This is a genomic window from Aquabacterium sp., from assembly GCF_036279655.1.
Taxonomy (GTDB): Bacteria; Pseudomonadota; Gammaproteobacteria; order Burkholderiales; family Burkholderiaceae_C; genus Aquabacterium.
Genome location: NZ_DASUIT010000086.1, coordinates 1 through 15,111, shown reverse-complemented (window position 1 = coordinate 15,111; position 15,111 = coordinate 1). Strand labels below are relative to the sequence as shown.

Below are 15,111 nucleotides of genomic sequence, written 5' to 3'. Positions count from 1 at the left end.
TCAGTGGGCCGGCGGTTCGGCAAACGCCTGGGCCACCGCCGCAAAGGCCTCGTGTCTGGCCATGAAGGCCTCGACCACATCGGGGTCGAACTGGGTGCCAGACCCTTGTGCGATCATGTCTCGGACCTGCTCGTGGCTGAGCGCATCCTTGTAGCTGCGGCGGCTGATCAGGGCGTCGTACACATCGGCCACGGCCATCAGGCGGCCGGCCAGCGGGATCTGCTCTCCCTTGAGCCCTTGCGGGTAGCCCAGGCCGTCCCAGCGTTCGTGGTGTGACTGCGTCATCTGCCGTGCGTAGTCCAGAAAACGCTGCTTTTCCGGGTGGCCTGCGCCTTCCACGATCCGTGTCAGTGCCTGTGCTCCGATGGTGGTGTGAGCCTGCATCACGGTGTACTCCTCGGCGCTCAGCTTGCCCGGCTTTTGCAGGATGTCGTCCGGGATGCCCACCTTGCCGATGTCGTGCAGCGGGGCCGACTTGACCAGCAGTTCGATGTCCGAGGAGGTCAGATGCGCATGGCGCGGCTGGGTGGACAACTGCCTGGCCAGGATCTCGACATACCGTTGGGTGCGCCGGATGTGCCCGCCGGTTTCCTGGTCACGCGCCTCGGCCAGCACCGACATGCTGAAGATGATCTCGTCCTGTGCCTCCAGCAGATCCTGGGTGCGCGCGCGCAAGGCCCGTGCCTCGAAGCCGTACTTGAGCAGGCTCAGCACGGTGGAGATCAGCACCAGGGCCATGATAGGCAGCAGGGGGGACAGGTGGATGCCCTGTGCCACCAGCAGGCCCCGCGCGCCCGCATACAGGCCGACGCTGCCCAGGATCACGGTCATGATGGACACGACCGCACCAGCACGCGCCAGCAGCACGGTGCCCAGGATGCCGACCACGAGCAGGGCCGTCAGTTCGGCGCCTGGTGCCCAGTCGGGTCGGGTCAGAAAGGTGCCCGCCAGGATGTTGTCGATGATGGTGGCGTGCACTTCCAGACCCTTGATCGTCTTGCCCGACGGGGGCAGGTGCAGATCACCCAGGCCTGTGGCCCAGGCGCCCACCAGCACGATCCGCCCCTTCAAGCTGCCCGCAGGCACCTTGCCGCTCAAAACGGCCTGGGCAGACAGGTAGGGGAAGGGCCCATCGCGGTAGTCCAGCAACATGTTGCTGGCGCCATCCAGGGGGATGCGGCGTTGCTGCCAGTGCAGGGCGTGTTCACCGGACTCCTGCGTCTCGCGCAGGCTGCGCACCGGGGTGCTGTGCAACAAGGCTGACAGCGCCAGCGCGTGCACCTGCCGTCCGTTGACCGATTGCAGCAGCGGCGTCCGACGCACGGTGCCGTCGACGTCCTGCAGCGCATTGGTAAAGCCTTCGGCCACAGCAGCCTGTGTGAGGATGGGCAGGCTGCGGGTCAAGGCCGTGGTTTGAGGCGTGGAATGGGCAAAGTCGATGTGAAAGCCCAGGACGCTGGTGCCGCGTGACAGAGCCTCGGCCAGTTGTTGGGAGTTGCTGTCCGTGCCCGGGGGGATCGGTGGCGACGTGAGTGCATCGACCAGATCACGGTGGCGTTCTGCCTCGATCACCTCGGGCGCGGTCCGGTCCGGCTCGGGCATCAGGATGTCCAGGGCCACCACCTGGGCGCCCAGCCCCTGCAAGCGCTCCACGAGCTGGGCCAGTCGGTAGCGCGGCCAGGGCCACTGGCCATAGCTCCAGAGGCTGAACTCGTCAATGCCGACCAGCACGGGTGCCTGGGCACTTGGGGCCGTGGTGCGGCCGCTCAGCATCTGGTCATACAGGCGCAGATCGACCTTGCGCAGGGCATCGGGCGGCCAGACCGCCAGCACGGACAGCGCCAGGGTCAGGCTGAGCCCGGCGATGTGGAGCAGGCGGGGGCCGGTCAGCAAGGTGCAGGCCCGCTCAGCGGACGATCACGACGACCCGACGGTTGCGGGGCTCGGCCACGCCGTCCGGTGTCACGATGGCTGGGTTGCCTTTGCCGTGCGAACTGACCGAGATCAGCTCGGGTGGCACGCCCTGTTGCAGCAGCAGGGTCTTGACCTTGTCGGCACGATCCAGGGCGAGGGCATCGTTCAACTGGTCGGACCCGGTGGCGTCCGTGTGGCCGCTGACGCTCACCCGCACGGCCGATCGCCGGGCGACCGCCGCGGCAATGGCCGGGATGTGTGGCAGGGAGTCGCTGCTCAGCTCGGTCGAGCCGGTTTCGAACATCAGGGTGAAAGCCTCTGGCGGTGGCGGCTCGATGGCCAGGGCATCGCCAAAGGTGCGCTGGATCTGCTCGGGCGAGAGTGGGCTGACCTCGGTGGGAGCGATCGATGCACCCCGGGTGCGCGTCATCTCGCCCGCCCGACTCAGCACCTGCCTGCCGCCCTCGGTGCTCACCTCGACACGACCGACGTGGCCATCGGGGTCGGGTACCAGCACGATGGATTGGCTGGCGCAGCCCCCCAGCGTCATCAGGGTCAGCCAGACCAGGGAACGGATCCGTGTGTTGCTGCCATGCGCCATGGTCACTCCTGTACCTGAACCAGCACCTTCGTGCCACGCACAGCGATGGTGGCGTCCGGGGTCTGCAACTGCGCCGACCCCGGTGCCAGCTTGACGATCTGTCCGCTGATGTAGGAGAAGGTGCCTTTGAGCATCTTCAGCACCAGCGCAAACTGCTTGTCCTTGGGCTCGAAGTCGTACTGGCTGAGGAGCAGTTCGCTGTTGGGCCCCAGTGACACGGTGGTGTCGTCGGTCAAGACGATGCCGAGCGCGCCGGGCTGCCCGGTGCGGACCCGGTCTCCCCGCTGCAGCGCCATTCCCGAGGTGGCCGGCAAGGCCGCGCCGCTGCGCTGCACGGTGGCCACTCCCGCCACGGTCTGGATGTGGCCGATGGTGTCGCTGGCAGAGGCTGCGGTGGCTGGTGCGCACCACACCGCCATGGCCAGCGCGGCACAGATGGCTGATTTCATGATCATGGCCTCCGGTGGACAGCGCGACAACCGCGCCTGGGGCCAGGGAACGTTACCAGAATTTGCGCGTGGTGCCCACCCGGGGCGAGCACCCCTCGGGTCAGGGGGCGGCGCGGCGGATCGGCCAGGGGGGGCAGCGACTAAACTCGACGCAAGATGTCACAGCCACCCATGTTGAACCGTCAAGCCTTGAGCCGTGAGGCCACGGCCGCTCCTGCCATTCGCCTGCACGACAAGCCGATGCTGGGTCAGATGGTGGGTGACAACATCTGGGAGCTGTCGGTGTCAGGGGATCCCGCTGAAGGCCTGGCCGCGCATTTCGATGCCTGCGAACTGGACTTCATGGTCATGCATGGCCTGGGTGGTCTGGCATCCCGCCGCTTTGTCGGCGATCTGGCCAAAGGCCGTGGCGTGGCACTGGAGCGCCTGGTGATCCGCCGCGAGGGCGCAGGGACGGCACTCGCCTCGCTGTGCTACGCCGACCTGCGCACCAGCAACGGTCGTTATGTCCGGGTGTACTCGACCGATGTGGCGTCTGAACACGGGGCGACCAAGATCACCATCAAGTCCTTGCTGCTCAGCCGTGCCCGCACGGCCGTGGCCTTGCTGGGCGAGATGCCTGCGCATCAGATGGAAGATGCCCTGATCGCCATGGGGCGAACCGTGTCCCAAGGTGGACACCGGCACCGTACCTTGGTCATCCAGCCGGCCTATGATGCGGTGCACACCGATGCCTCGCTCATCGGCATGATCCAGCACTCTGAGGTGACGGTGCGTCGCGCCGTCGCCGTGCGTCAGCCCGCCGATGCCTGGCCCTTCCTGTCGGGCACCTGGTTGATGGACCGTGCCGCCTCGGAATCCGGTGGGCGCTCGCATGCCTCGCCTTATGACGAGGGCATTGCCTATGAGCCGGTGCATCTGTCACCGCCGCCTGTGGCGCGCGAGCCGGTGCCCGAGGATTTCGGGCAAGTGCAGGTGCCGATGCCCGTGCAGGTGTCAGTGCCTGTGCAGCCTGATCCCGCATCGGGCCAGCCACTGGATGCGCTGGCCCAGGCCGTCATGCGCGGGCGTGGTCAAGGGGTGTGTTGTGTGTTCAATGTGCGCAGTCTGGCCGTGCAGGCGCAGGCGGGCTCATCGGACATGGAGATGGCCCAACTGGCCCGTCAGGGCCGCCTGTTGCTGGCCGCGATCCAGACGGGCAGCCAACCCCTGCAAGTGGGCAAAGGCGTGAAAGAAGCATCGATCCGTTTTGCCGGGCATGTTGTGCTCCTGCGTGAACTGACCGGGCAGCCCGAACTCTGGGTGATGGCCCAGCTCCCCGCCACGACGGACGCCGAGGCCGCCGCGTGCGCTCAGGCCCTGGTGGCCGCTGTGGCACGTCACGCGCCGGTGCGCTGAACTCAGGGCGGCAGGCCCCGGCGGAGCGAGTGCCACTACACTTCGCTCCGCAACGAGGAATCCTGAACCCTGACGATGACCCAGCAAACCATCGATTTCAACACGCCACCCCCTGATGGCGGCGAGTCGCTCACCCTGGCCCATTACGCCGAGCGTGCCTACCTGGAATACGCCCTGAGCGTGGTCAAGGGCCGGGCCCTGCCCGATGTGTGCGATGGCCAGAAGCCGGTGCAGCGCCGCATCCTGTATGCGATGGACCGCATGGGGCTCAGTTTTGCGGGCACCAGTGGCCCCAAGCCCGTCAAGAGCGCCCGCGTGGTGGGTGATGTGCTGGGCCGCTACCACCCCCACGGGGATACTGCCGCCTACGATGCCATGGTGCGCATGGCGCAGGACTTCGCGCTGCGCTATCCGCTGATCGACGGGCAGGGCAACTTTGGCTCTCGTGACGGCGACGGCGCAGCGGCCATGCGCTACACCGAAGCCCGCCTGGCCCCCATCGCCCGCCTGCTGCTCGACGAGATCGACATGGGCACGGTCGACTTCATCCCCAACTACGATGGCTCCACCGAAGAGCCCCGGCAACTGCCCGCGCGCCTGCCCTTCGTGCTGCTCAACGGCGCCAGCGGCATCGCCGTGGGCCTGGCCACCGAGATCCCCAGTCACAACCTGCGCGAGGTGGCCGCGGCCGCCATTGCCCTGATCAAGAACGAGCGCCTGCCCGATGAGGAGTTGTTCGAGATCCTGCAAGGCCCGGACTTCCCGGGGGGGGGGCAGATCATCTCCAGCCCGCAGGACATCCAGGAGGCCTACCGCACCGGTCGAGGCAGCCTCAAGGTCCGCGCCCGCTGGAAGATCGAAGACCTGGCCCGTGGTCAGTGGCAACTGGTCGTCACCGAGCTGCCCCATGGCACCAGTGCCCAGAAGGTGCTCGAAGAGATCGAAGAGCTGACCAACCCCAAGGTCAAGACTGGCAAGAAGGCCTTGAGTGCCGAGCAGACCAATCTCAAGACAGCGGTGCTGTCCGTACTGGACACCGTGCGCGACGAGTCCAGCAAGGACGCCGCCGTGCGCCTGGTGTTCGAGCCCAAGACCCGCACGGTCGAGCAGCAGGAGCTGATCACCACCTTGCTGGCCCACACCAGCCTGGAGACCTCGGCCTCCATCAACATGACGATGGTGGGCGCCGATGGCAAGCCCACGCTCAAGAGCCTGCGCCAGGTGCTGGGCGAGTGGATCGGCTTCCGCATGGAGACCGTCACCCGCCGCACGCAGCATCGCCTGGGCAAGGTGCTGGACCGCATCCACATCCTGGAGGGCCGTCAGCTGGTGTTGCTCAACATCGACGAGGTCATCCACATCATCCGCCACAGCGATGAGCCCAAGGCCGCGCTGATCGAGCGCTTCCATCTGTCCGAGCGTCAGGCCGAAGACATCCTGGAGATCCGCCTGCGCCAACTGGCCAGGCTGGAGGCCATCAAGATCGAGCAGGAGCTCTCCGATCTGCGCGCCGAGCAGGCCAAGCTGCAGGACATCCTGGACAACCCCGGCGTGCTCAAGCGCACCGTGGTCAAGGAGATCGAGGCGGACGCCAAGCAGTTCGGCGACGAGCGCCGCACCCTCATCCAGGCCGAAAAGCGGGCCGTGGCCGAGGTCAAGGTGATCGACGAACCGGTCACCGTGGTCATCAGCGAAAAGGGCTGGGTGCGTGCGCGCACCGGTCACGGCCATGACCCGGCGGGCTTTGCCTTCAAGGCCGGCGATGGCCTGTATGGCACCTTCGAGTGCCGCACGGTCGATCCGCTCATCGTCATCGGCACCAATGGCCGCGTCTACAGCGTGCCAGTCAGCGCCTTGCCGGGCGCCCGTGGCGATGGCCAACCCATCACCACCATGATCGAGCTGGAATCCGGGACGCAGCCGCTGCACTACCTGGCTGGTCAGGCCGATCAGACCCTGCTGCTGGCCAACAGCGGCGGTTTTGGCCTGCTGGCCAAGCTGGGCGATCTGACCACGCGCCAGAAGGGTGGCAAGAGCTTTTTGACCCTGGACGACGGCGACCGCGTACTGACGCCCGTCAAGGTGCAGCCTGCGCACACCCAGGTGGCCTGCCTCAGCGGTGATGGCCGCATGCTGGTGTTCGCGCTGGACGAGCTCAAGCTCCAGTCCAACGGCGGCCGTGGTCTGACCCTGATGGATGTGGACGCGAAGAAGGCGCCGCTGATCTCCGTGGCCACCGTGCACAACGGTGTGCGCGTGATCGGCACCACCCGAGGCGCCAAGCCCAAGGAAGAGGATGTGCGCAATTCGGCCTATGCGGCCCACATTGGCAAGCGGGCTCGCAAGGGCAAGGCCGTGGATGCCTTCCAGAAGGTCGAACGTCTGATGGCCCTGGATTAACGCGCTGCGAGCCTACTGATTCATCGATCCCGTCTGGCACGCCATTCGCTAACATCACTGGCTTCATGGATGCCCGGACTGGACGATGAACAAAGACGAAATGCAGAAGGTTGGCGAGTTGCTGGCCTATCTCGATAGTGTGGACGGGCAACTGTCCAATCTGAAAAAGCGGGTGCCTCTGGCCATCAAGGAGCTGGAAGGGCGCGTCAAGGGGCAGGACAAGGACGCCCAGAAGGGCTTTCCGCATTTCGTCAACACCCTGGCCGAGATGAAAAAGCTCAACAAGGAGGTGGATCCGGCCATCAAGGCCATCGCTTCCATGGTCAAGCTGGCGCAGGACAAGAAGAAGATGGATGCGCTGTCGATGGCGGACTTCAAGAAGCTGTTCATCGCACTGATCAAACCGGTTCAGAAAGCGTCGGACGCCGCCGCCACGGCCTGGATCACCTGGAAGAAAAACCCCATGCCAGACAAGCAGCTGGTGTCGCTGACCGCAACCAACGGCTACTGCGAGAACTTCCAGAAATACCTCAATGACTACAAGATCCTGCTGGGCAAGACACGCTGAACTCAGCGAAAGATCAGGCTCAGGGCCTTGAACTGTGCGTCGCGTTCGGGGCCGGTGATGCTGATCAGCGTCTGCTCGGTCGAGTTCACCTTGAAGCCCGCCTGCTGCAATTGCGCCAGCAGGGCGTCGGGGGATCGATGGGCCAGGGGCGCCACGGCAGACAAGGGGGCTTGCAGCACGGCCTCGCTGGCCTTGCGCATGGGGTTGCCGCCTTCACCTTCTTCCTGGATGAAGAAGGAGGCGCTCAGCATCAGCACGAAGGCACCGATGATCACGAGCGCGCCGGGCCGCTTCAGATGACGGCTGAAGGCCATCCAGTTGGCGATGACATGGGCGGCCACGCCAGCCACCAAGGCCCAGCCCAGCCACTCATGGGCTTCCTTGTTCAAGCCCGTATCGGCGTGGAAGAACATCAGCAGGCCAGTACAGGCCATCAGGATGAAGGCGCCGATGGTCAGGGGCGTGGCCCAGTCGCGCGAAATCTGCATGGTGAATCCTCAAGGCGTTTGTCAACGCCGATCAGTGTGCCCGAGCACTGTTTCCGCCATGTTGCGCTGCAGCAAGTTAATGTTATGCAGCAGAGCAAATTACACCCGCACGACGGTGACTGAGCACTCCGCTTCGGCCACCACCTGGGCGGAGACACTGCCCAGGTAGCGGCGCAAGGCCGAGTTGCCACGCGCGCCCATCACGATGTGGTCGACATGGTTCTTGGCAGCGAACTCGACGATGGCATGGGCCGTGTCGGGCGCCTCCAGCACATGGAAGGTCAGGCGCTGGTCGTCCATGGACAGCGCCTGCTGCAAGGGACGAGCCCAGTGCTTGATGGCCACCAGGTGTTTGACGTGCAGGCTGTTGCCCTCGCCATCGGTCAGCTTGTCCATGCCCACGCGCGCGATCTTCATCACACTCACGCAAGCCAGCCGGGCGCCGGTCTCGATCTGCAGGATGCGCCTCACCGTGGCCAGCAGCTTGCGGTCTAGCTCGGGCGTGTTGTTGTTGACACCAATGGCCACCATGATGATCGGGCTGCGTGAGAGCTGCTCCGCAGCGCTGGCGTCGGTCGGCGGTTCGGCGCCGACGGCCTTGAACCAGCGCCCCAGCTTGCTCAGGGTGCCTGCCGTGCGCGTCTTGGTGGCACGTGCCGTCAGTGCGACCTGATCGGGGTGCAGCAGGTCCAGGGCCAGTTGGGCGGCGCTTTGATAGCGCTTGTCGGGCTGGACCTCCAGGCAGCGCAGAACGATCTCCTGAAACCACTCAGGCAAGGTCGGCACGATGGTGCGCGGCGGCACCGGTTCCGTGTAGAGCCGCTTGCGCAAGCCCGCCACCGAGTTGGGTTGACCGAAGGGCCGCTCACCCGTGGCCAGGTGATACATCAGCACCCCCAGGGCGAACAGGTCGCTGCGCGGATCGTTGCGCACGAACTGCACTTGTTCGGGGGACATGTAGGGCCCTGTGCCCATGGGCAGGGAGAACTCTTCTTCCAGCAAGTCGGGCAACTGATCGTGCCGCGAGAGCCCGAAGTCCACCAGCACCGCCTCGCCCGTCGGGCGGAACATGATGTTGCTGGGCTTGACGTCCAGATGCACCACATGCTGGCAGTGCAGCGCATGCAGGGCCTGGGCCACCTTGGCGCCGATCTCGGCCACTTCGTCCACCGGCAGCGGCGCGCGGTCGAACCGCGGTTTGAGCGTCTCCCCCGGGATGTGCTCCATCACGATGTAGGGCTGGCGCGTGAAGTCGCCCCGGGCCACGTAACGCGGCACGTGCGGGCCGCTCAGGCGGGGCATCAACATCTGTTCGACCTCAAAGCCCACGATGGTCGCTGGATCCTCGCCGCCCTTGATGCGGGGCACCTTCATGATCAGCGGCAGATCGCCATCCTCAGGGTGATGGCCTGGGGCCCAGCGCACCTTCCACAAGGTGGCCATGCCGCCCTGGTGCAGGCGCTCAACCAGCTCGAAGCGGTCGATGATCTCGCCAGCCTCCAGCTTCAGTCGTGGCACGGCGGGTGGCGTTTCGGGGGCTGTTGTCGGGGGTTTAGCGACCATGTTGCAACCTTTCGGCCAGTTCCGGGGGGAGGCCAGCCTTCAGGATCTGGTCGGCGGCGGCCTCGTGGTTGTAGGGCACGCGATGGAAGGTCAGTGCCTCAGTGTCCGTGTCGAACATTGCATAACAGGCCGCAGGATTGCCATCGCGCGGCTGCCCCACCGAACCTGGGATCGCCAGCCAGCGCCTGGCTGGTGACAACTCGATCGCCACGCCGTCGACGGGGATGAACTCGCCGAGCTTGCCCGTGGTCGACACGTGGTAGAGGTGCGGGTCGTGCATGTGCCCGCAGAACACGAAGCGGGCATCCGTGGCATAGAGGCTGCGCGTGGCTTCCAGCCGGCTGTGGATATAGCCCCATTCGGCGGGGGCGTGGGCATTGGCGTGGGTGATCAGGCAATCGCCCAGGCGCGCCGTGAGCGGCAGGGCCGCGATGAAATCCTTGTGCTGCGCACTCAACTGCTGGCGAGTCCAGTTCAGCGACTGCTGCACGTGCGCACCCAGAGAGTGGTGCGAGTCCACCGACAGGGCATCGTCGTGGTTGCCCTTGACTGCAATGGCCCCTTCGGCCACCCGCGCCATCACGAAATCCACGGTCCAGCACGGGTCTGCACCGTAGTCGACATAATCACCCAGCAGCACCAGCTGATCAAATCCCTGTTCTCGGGCATGGTCCCAGACGGCTTCCAGGGCCTGGCGGTTGGCATGCAGATCAGACAGCAGGGCAAGTTTCATGGCAACGACACGCGCACGGGCAGTAATACCTCAATACTGACATGGTATCGTCGCGCCTGGCATCCACCCTCTCGCTGTGGCGGCGCGCGCCACAAGTTGTCCATTGTTGACCTGACTGTGAAGACACCAGAACAAGAAGCGGTCTTGCGCTCCATCCGCAAGTTGATAGAGTTTTGGCGCATCACCCCCGAGGAACTCGAGATCGACCCCTCCGAGCCGCCTGTGGTCATGCACGAGCCTGTGCTGGCGCCCAAGTACTGCCACCCCGTGTCTGGCGACACCTGGGACGGGCAGGGGCCGCAGCCCCAGTGGCTCAAGGAGGCACTGACCAAGCAAGGCTATACCGTGGAGGAGTTGCGCTGCAAGGATCCCGAAGAGTCCGACCAGACGCACTGATGGTTCGATACCACGAACCAGGCCTTTTACACCTTGTCACACCTGATGAATGCCGGGTGTGAGGTGAAATAGCCTTTTGTCTAATTTTTCACAAGGCGGCCATGGCCGTTGGATGCAGGGTGCCATGCGGTATCGCAAGAAGGATCAATCGTTATTGGCGTGGTGGGCCATCCTGGGGGTGGGGCTGGGGCTGATCGTCCTGTCCGCCGTGATCTGGGCGACGCGCTCGCCGGACGGCGAACGCATCGAGCGCATGACGCGCGACATCCGCCGGCTGGAGCCCGTGCTGGTGCAATTGCGTCAGGGCAGTGCGCCCACGCCCGAGATGATGGCCGCGGCGCAGAACTCGACGCTGGCCCCTTTGTTGAGCGCCATGGCAGATGCCCATCGCCAGAGACAGCAGGCACTCACGGCCTACCAGACACAGATCGAATCGGTGGCTCTGGGAGACTGGCTGACGCCTGCCAACCTGATCAGCGCCCCGGGGCGCGCCACCGTCAGGCAGCGTCTGGCGCAATTGCAGGCTGCGCTGGAGGGGTTGATCCGACGCGATGCGGCGGTGCAGTCGCGACTGGATGATGCCATGTCGGGCTGGCTGCAGGAGGCTCCGTCCTGGGGGGATGCGGCCTGGCGGAGGCAGTTGCTGTCCTCTTCTGCGGTAACCACGCAGACCATGACCGCTTTCTTCAAGGTGGAGCGCGACATCATGACCCGGGTCGATGATCTGCTTCTACATCTGGATCGTCTGGGCAATCAGGTCACCTTGGAGAACGGGGCACAGCAGGAATTGGTGTTCGCCTCGGAGGCCGAGTTGGGGCATTACCGCGCGACCCTGACATCACTGGGGGATCTGGGGCGTCGCGAGCAGGAGTTGCTGCTGCAGGCGCAGCAGGCCAGCGGGCAGCATGCGCGCCGAGTGGGCGAACTCTTGCTGGCATCCGTGGCGAATGCGCCTTGAGGCGCTCAAAACAAGCCGGGACCTGAGGCACAATCTCGGCTTGGTCGGCTCCGTAGTTCAATGGATAGAATAGTCCCCTCCTAAGGGATAGATACAGGTTCGATTCCTGTCGGGGCCACCATCGCAATGTGGCCAGCAACACGGTCTTGCGCAGCCATCCCCGGTGCAGAAACCGCTGGGTCAATACAGCCGGGCCTCAAGGCCGGACTCGTTCGCTCCGACGAGCCCGATCCTCAACCGGGTGGGGAAATTTGAACGATCACAACGCCCAAGGTAAGCGGCGCCGGAGCGAAGCGAAGGGTACCAACAGGCGGAGCCTGTTGGTGTCAGCTTGACCAAACAGTTAGGCCTGTGGAAAAGAGCACTGACGGTTTTCATACCTCTATTGCCGGGTGATGTTGCGTGTGAACTGTACGAACTGAGCAAGCTGATCTCCCAATGCAGCGCGAGGCACGATCACAGCTTGCATTGCGTCAATGAACAAATAGTAATTGGTGTCGTCTTCATCTCGGTCCAGGAAGCCTGACCACGGCGTTTCGGTCTTTCCCCTTTGCGTTTCAACGCGCAGGCCATCCGAGTTGAAAGAGATGACCTGAGGCGAAAGAAAAGCACCATTTGATAAGAGAAGGTGCTTTCTTAGTAGCGCTTGAGAAAGCTGCGGTTGTATGGCGGCAAGAATCAAGGCAAGGGCACCTGCCACGCCAATGACAGTCAACGGGCCGGAGATCTCTGGCCACTCTCGGAAAAGACGCGCGTAAGTTGCACAAGCAATGCCGATGCATAGCCAGATCAAAACGCGCATGCCAAACTGCAAGGACAACGCCCCTTTTTGACGCTGAAACCGATACGCCACAAGCTTTTGAAACCGTTGAAAGTCGGTGTATGTGAGCGAGAAACGGATCATTTTTGCTAGGGCCTAATGGCATAACACCCGCGGTAAGCTGCGCCGGAGCGAAGCGGAGGGGACCAACAGGCAGCGACTGTTGGCCTCAGCTTGACCAACCAGTTAGGCTGGCGATAGACGCTTGTTGGGTCATCCAAAGAAGCATCCATACTTGTCCTCTCCTACCAGTTTGAAGAACCCGTCAATAGAATTGGTTTGGCTAGTTTCATATGGATGCCACGTCAAATTGCCGCGCATCCAGTAAATTTTCCATATACTCTGAGTTCGAACAAATGTGGCCTTTGCAATGGGGCGCTTCATGATCTCAGTTGGTCGATCCCACATAGGGCGCACTTCCAAGAGTTCAACTGACTGACCTTCAACACGGTATTCAAAGTCGAGCTTTGGACGGATGTGGACTGGCGGCCGATGCACTGCTAGAAACGCTTCAGCCGCTTTGGCTATGCGTTGAGATCCATTTCGTTGAAAGCCATGTCAGTCTGAGAAGAGTTGCTTTGCGAGATTTTGAGCCACTTCAAGCCCTTCTGGCGTGAGGTACACCGATTCTTGCCTCCCTCGAGGATCCGATATCAAGCCCTTTTCGTGCAATGACTCCATGACTGAGAACTCGTAGCGCTTCCATGTTTGCCCATCTTTGTTTGCGAAGTACCCAAGCAAAGCAAGAACAGCCTCTTCTACTTTTTGGTTGTCGACAGACATGTGAACGCTCCTAGGTGAAGCCTAACGCAGAGTTCACCGGCGCCGGAGCCCGACAGGGCGGAGGGTACCAACAAGGGCCATCAAAATCGCAAAGCGATGGCCCATGTTGGCGTCCACGTGCAACGTTGAGTTAGACCGCGGCGCCGATTGCATATTGATTCAAGCCGCACCTGCGTGCAACTGAACGCCCAATGCCTTGGTGACTTTAAGGATTGTTGCGAAACTGGGGTTGCCGTTTTCACTGAGCGCCTTGTAAAGGCTTTCACGACTCAGCCCAGCTTCTTTGGCCACCTGCGCCATGCCCTTGGCGCGCGCAATGTCTCCGAGCGCGCGGGCGATGCCCGCAATGTCGTCGGGCGCCTCTGTCAGCCAGGCGTCGAGGTACGCTGCCATTTCTTCGGGCGTACGCAGTTGCTCTGCAACATCGTAGGCAACTGTCTTGGTTGCCGATTGGGTGCTCTTGCTGGACTTGGGCATGACCGTTACTCCTGAAGGTTGCGCACGAGATCCTGTGCGAGGGCGATGTCGTTCTGCTGGCTGGACTTGTCGCCGCCAACGAGAAGGATGATCAACTCGTCGCCTCGCTGCGTGTAGTACACCCGGTAGCCAGGGCCGACATCGATCTTTAGCTCTGAGATACCGCCAGCCAAATTGCGGTGTTGGCCTGGATTGCCGTGCGCGAGACGATCAACCCGCACCTGGATGCGAGCACGTGCAGCTCGATCTTTGAGGTCATTGATCCAATCGCGGTACAGCTCTGTTGTCCGGATACGCATGGCTCAATGTATCCCATAGGATACGCCCTGTCAATGCTGTTCCTGAGCGGTCTAACGCCAGAAGTAAGGGGCACCTCGCTTGGCATAGCAGAAGCGTGATGGAACCAGTGGGCGTCCCCTTGACTGAGCGGTTAGGCTGGGGAGCGTAGGAGAGGGCGTGGAGAACACGCAGACCCCGAAACCGAGCAAGATGTTTGACCGTTGCATGCCTGACTCCCTGTGCCGTGGCATGCCATTGATGGTTGTTGTTCTGGATTCTGCCACGCATGCCCAACCTGTCCATCACATCATTTGCTTCACGGCTGCCGAAGGGCAGGCCGCGCGCTGTTGTCATTGAAGGCGGTGGAGTCGACAGGTGGCTTCGACTATTTTTGAGCCATGACTTGATGCTTGGTGGCAGGCTGCGGTGATGAGCTGGCCGCCTTTTGGACGGACAGCCTGCTGATGCGATGGGATGAGGTTCGTCCATGTGCGTCAGTGGTTCGCTGACTGCCCTCTCAATGGCGGGTGTGGCGCCGGAGCGCAGTTGACAGTGTGTAATCATTCGATTACGATGCATCATGATTACAGTGAAGGCGCTACCGGAGTTCTCTCGTTGGATGAGCGGCTTGCCCGACGCCAAGATCAAGGCGATTGTGGCTGCGCGAGTTCGGCGTTTGTCGTTTGGCCTTCCCGGGGACGTTGCGCCGGTAGGCGAGGGCGTTTCGGAGTTGCGAATCCATGTTGGTGCCGGCTGGCGCGTGTACTTCGTTCAGCGCGGGACTGAGGTGATTGTTCTGCTCGCTGGGGGTTCGAAGAAGAGCCAGGCGGCAGACATCCGGAAGGCGAAAGCCTTGGCTAAGACGTTGGATTGAGGAGTAGCAGATGAGCAAACGTACGAAGGTGAACGAACTGCCGGAGTTTGATGCAGCTCCATATTTGGATTCTGATGAGGCCGTTGCGGCATACCTCACGGATATTCTGGAATCTGGAGATTCTGCGCTGCTTGCCGCTGCTCTTGGGGATATCGCCAGGGCACGTGGTATGACTGAGATTGCCAAAGCATCCGGTATTGCAAGAGAGGCGCTGTATAAAGCGCTGCGTTCTGATTCTCAGCCGAGATTCGACACGATAAGTCGTGTCTGTGCTGCTCTAGGCGTCAGATTGGTGGCTCAGCCAATTCACGTTTGAAGGCGCTGAAATAGGCTTCCAGAGAATGTATTTGGAGAAGCCTAACGCCTAGTTCACCGGCGCCGGAGCCCGTAAGGGCGGAGGGCACAAAAAC

The 15,111-nt window shown here is 62.9% G+C and carries 18 protein-coding genes and 1 tRNA gene; 8 read left to right on the top strand and 11 right to left on the bottom strand.

Annotated elements, in window-relative coordinates; translation table 11 throughout:
* From VFW84_RS10450 to VFW84_RS10440, 3 genes are read right to left on the bottom strand one after another with little or no spacing between them, the layout of a single operon-like run.
* Positions 1 to 1,893, bottom strand: a complete 1,893-nt coding sequence (locus tag VFW84_RS10450) for a CHASE2 domain-containing protein (RefSeq protein WP_329680397.1) — start codon at positions 1,891 to 1,893, stop codon at positions 1 to 3.
* A gap of 13 nt (positions 1,894 to 1,906) precedes the next feature.
* Entirely contained in the window at positions 1,907 to 2,515 is a 609-nt protein-coding gene (locus VFW84_RS10445) for an OmpA family protein (protein WP_329680396.1), read from the bottom strand.
* A gap of 2 nt (positions 2,516 to 2,517) precedes the next feature.
* Complete coding sequence (locus VFW84_RS10440) at positions 2,518 to 2,964, bottom strand: FecR family protein (protein WP_329680395.1); 447 nt, start codon at positions 2,962 to 2,964, stop codon at positions 2,518 to 2,520.
* A gap of 171 nt (positions 2,965 to 3,135) precedes the next feature.
* Here VFW84_RS10440 and VFW84_RS10435 point away from each other — a divergent pair, with 171 nt between their 5' ends.
* From VFW84_RS10435 to VFW84_RS10425, 3 genes are all read left to right on the top strand, one after another.
* Positions 3,136 to 4,362 (top strand): hypothetical protein, encoded by a 1,227-nt coding sequence (locus VFW84_RS10435; RefSeq protein WP_329680394.1) that lies wholly within the window; start codon positions 3,136 to 3,138, stop codon positions 4,360 to 4,362.
* 75 nt (positions 4,363 to 4,437) lie between these two features.
* Complete coding sequence (gene parC, locus VFW84_RS10430; protein ID WP_329680393.1) at positions 4,438 to 6,762, top strand: DNA topoisomerase IV subunit A; 2,325 nt, start codon at positions 4,438 to 4,440, stop codon at positions 6,760 to 6,762.
* Between the two features lie 85 nt (positions 6,763 to 6,847).
* Positions 6,848 to 7,330, top strand: a complete 483-nt coding sequence (locus VFW84_RS10425; protein ID WP_329680392.1) for a hypothetical protein — start codon at positions 6,848 to 6,850, stop codon at positions 7,328 to 7,330.
* 2 nt (positions 7,331 to 7,332) lie between these two features.
* On the opposite strand, the gene VFW84_RS10420 is transcribed toward VFW84_RS10425, so the two are convergent.
* From VFW84_RS10420 to VFW84_RS10410, 3 genes are all read right to left on the bottom strand, one after another.
* Complete coding sequence (locus VFW84_RS10420) at positions 7,333 to 7,818, bottom strand: DUF4405 domain-containing protein (RefSeq protein WP_329680391.1); 486 nt, start codon at positions 7,816 to 7,818, stop codon at positions 7,333 to 7,335.
* A gap of 99 nt (positions 7,819 to 7,917) precedes the next feature.
* Positions 7,918 to 9,381, bottom strand: coding sequence for a bifunctional serine/threonine-protein kinase/universal stress protein (locus VFW84_RS10415; protein WP_329680390.1), 1,464 nt, complete (start codon positions 9,379 to 9,381; stop codon positions 7,918 to 7,920).
* Positions 9,371 to 10,114: a metallophosphoesterase family protein gene (locus VFW84_RS10410; RefSeq protein ID WP_329680389.1), complete on the bottom strand. Its 744-nt coding sequence runs from the start codon at positions 10,112 to 10,114 to the stop codon at positions 9,371 to 9,373. The genes VFW84_RS10415 and VFW84_RS10410 overlap by 11 nt, the downstream gene beginning before the upstream one ends.
* Before the next feature lie 144 nt (positions 10,115 to 10,258).
* Between VFW84_RS10410 and VFW84_RS10405 the strand changes: the two genes are divergently transcribed.
* From VFW84_RS10405 to VFW84_RS10395, 3 genes are all read left to right on the top strand, one after another.
* Entirely contained in the window at positions 10,259 to 10,510 is a 252-nt protein-coding gene (locus tag VFW84_RS10405) for an H-NS family nucleoid-associated regulatory protein (protein ID WP_414638959.1), read from the top strand.
* A gap of 124 nt (positions 10,511 to 10,634) precedes the next feature.
* On the top strand, positions 10,635 to 11,468 hold the full coding sequence (locus VFW84_RS10400) for a hypothetical protein (protein ID WP_329680387.1): 834 nt from the start codon (positions 10,635 to 10,637) through the stop codon (positions 11,466 to 11,468).
* A 46-nt stretch (positions 11,469 to 11,514) separates the two neighbouring features.
* Positions 11,515 to 11,589: transfer RNA gene (locus tag VFW84_RS10395), tRNA-Arg, on the top strand.
* A 261-nt stretch (positions 11,590 to 11,850) separates the two neighbouring features.
* Here VFW84_RS10395 and VFW84_RS10390 read toward each other — a convergent pair.
* The 5 genes from VFW84_RS10390 to VFW84_RS10375 all read right to left on the bottom strand — a co-directional run bounded on the left by VFW84_RS10390 (position 11,851) and on the right by VFW84_RS10375 (position 13,847).
* Complete coding sequence (locus tag VFW84_RS10390; protein WP_329680386.1) at positions 11,851 to 12,372, bottom strand: YcxB family protein; 522 nt, start codon at positions 12,370 to 12,372, stop codon at positions 11,851 to 11,853.
* A 129-nt stretch (positions 12,373 to 12,501) separates the two neighbouring features.
* Positions 12,502 to 12,672: a DUF3024 domain-containing protein gene (locus VFW84_RS17515; RefSeq protein ID WP_414638958.1), complete on the bottom strand. Its 171-nt coding sequence runs from the start codon at positions 12,670 to 12,672 to the stop codon at positions 12,502 to 12,504.
* Between the two features lie 174 nt (positions 12,673 to 12,846).
* Positions 12,847 to 13,071 (bottom strand): DUF6429 family protein, encoded by a 225-nt coding sequence (locus VFW84_RS10385; RefSeq protein WP_329680385.1) that lies wholly within the window; start codon positions 13,069 to 13,071, stop codon positions 12,847 to 12,849.
* 159 nt (positions 13,072 to 13,230) lie between these two features.
* The gene (locus tag VFW84_RS10380; RefSeq protein WP_329680384.1) at positions 13,231 to 13,548 is read right to left on the bottom strand and encodes an addiction module antidote protein; all 318 of its coding nucleotides are present in this window, start codon (positions 13,546 to 13,548) and stop codon (positions 13,231 to 13,233) included.
* Positions 13,549 to 13,553: 5 nt separating this feature from the next.
* The gene (locus tag VFW84_RS10375; protein WP_329680383.1) at positions 13,554 to 13,847 is read right to left on the bottom strand and encodes a type II toxin-antitoxin system RelE/ParE family toxin; all 294 of its coding nucleotides are present in this window, start codon (positions 13,845 to 13,847) and stop codon (positions 13,554 to 13,556) included.
* A 560-nt stretch (positions 13,848 to 14,407) separates the two neighbouring features.
* On the opposite strand from VFW84_RS10375, the gene VFW84_RS10370 reads away from it, so the two are divergent.
* On the top strand, positions 14,408 to 14,701 hold the full coding sequence (locus tag VFW84_RS10370; RefSeq protein WP_329680382.1) for a type II toxin-antitoxin system RelE/ParE family toxin: 294 nt from the start codon (positions 14,408 to 14,410) through the stop codon (positions 14,699 to 14,701).
* A gap of 10 nt (positions 14,702 to 14,711) precedes the next feature.
* A complete protein-coding gene (locus VFW84_RS10365; protein WP_329680381.1) occupies positions 14,712 to 15,017 on the top strand; it encodes an addiction module antidote protein in 306 nt (101 codons plus the stop codon).
* Positions 15,018 to 15,111: the final 94 nt, after the last annotated feature.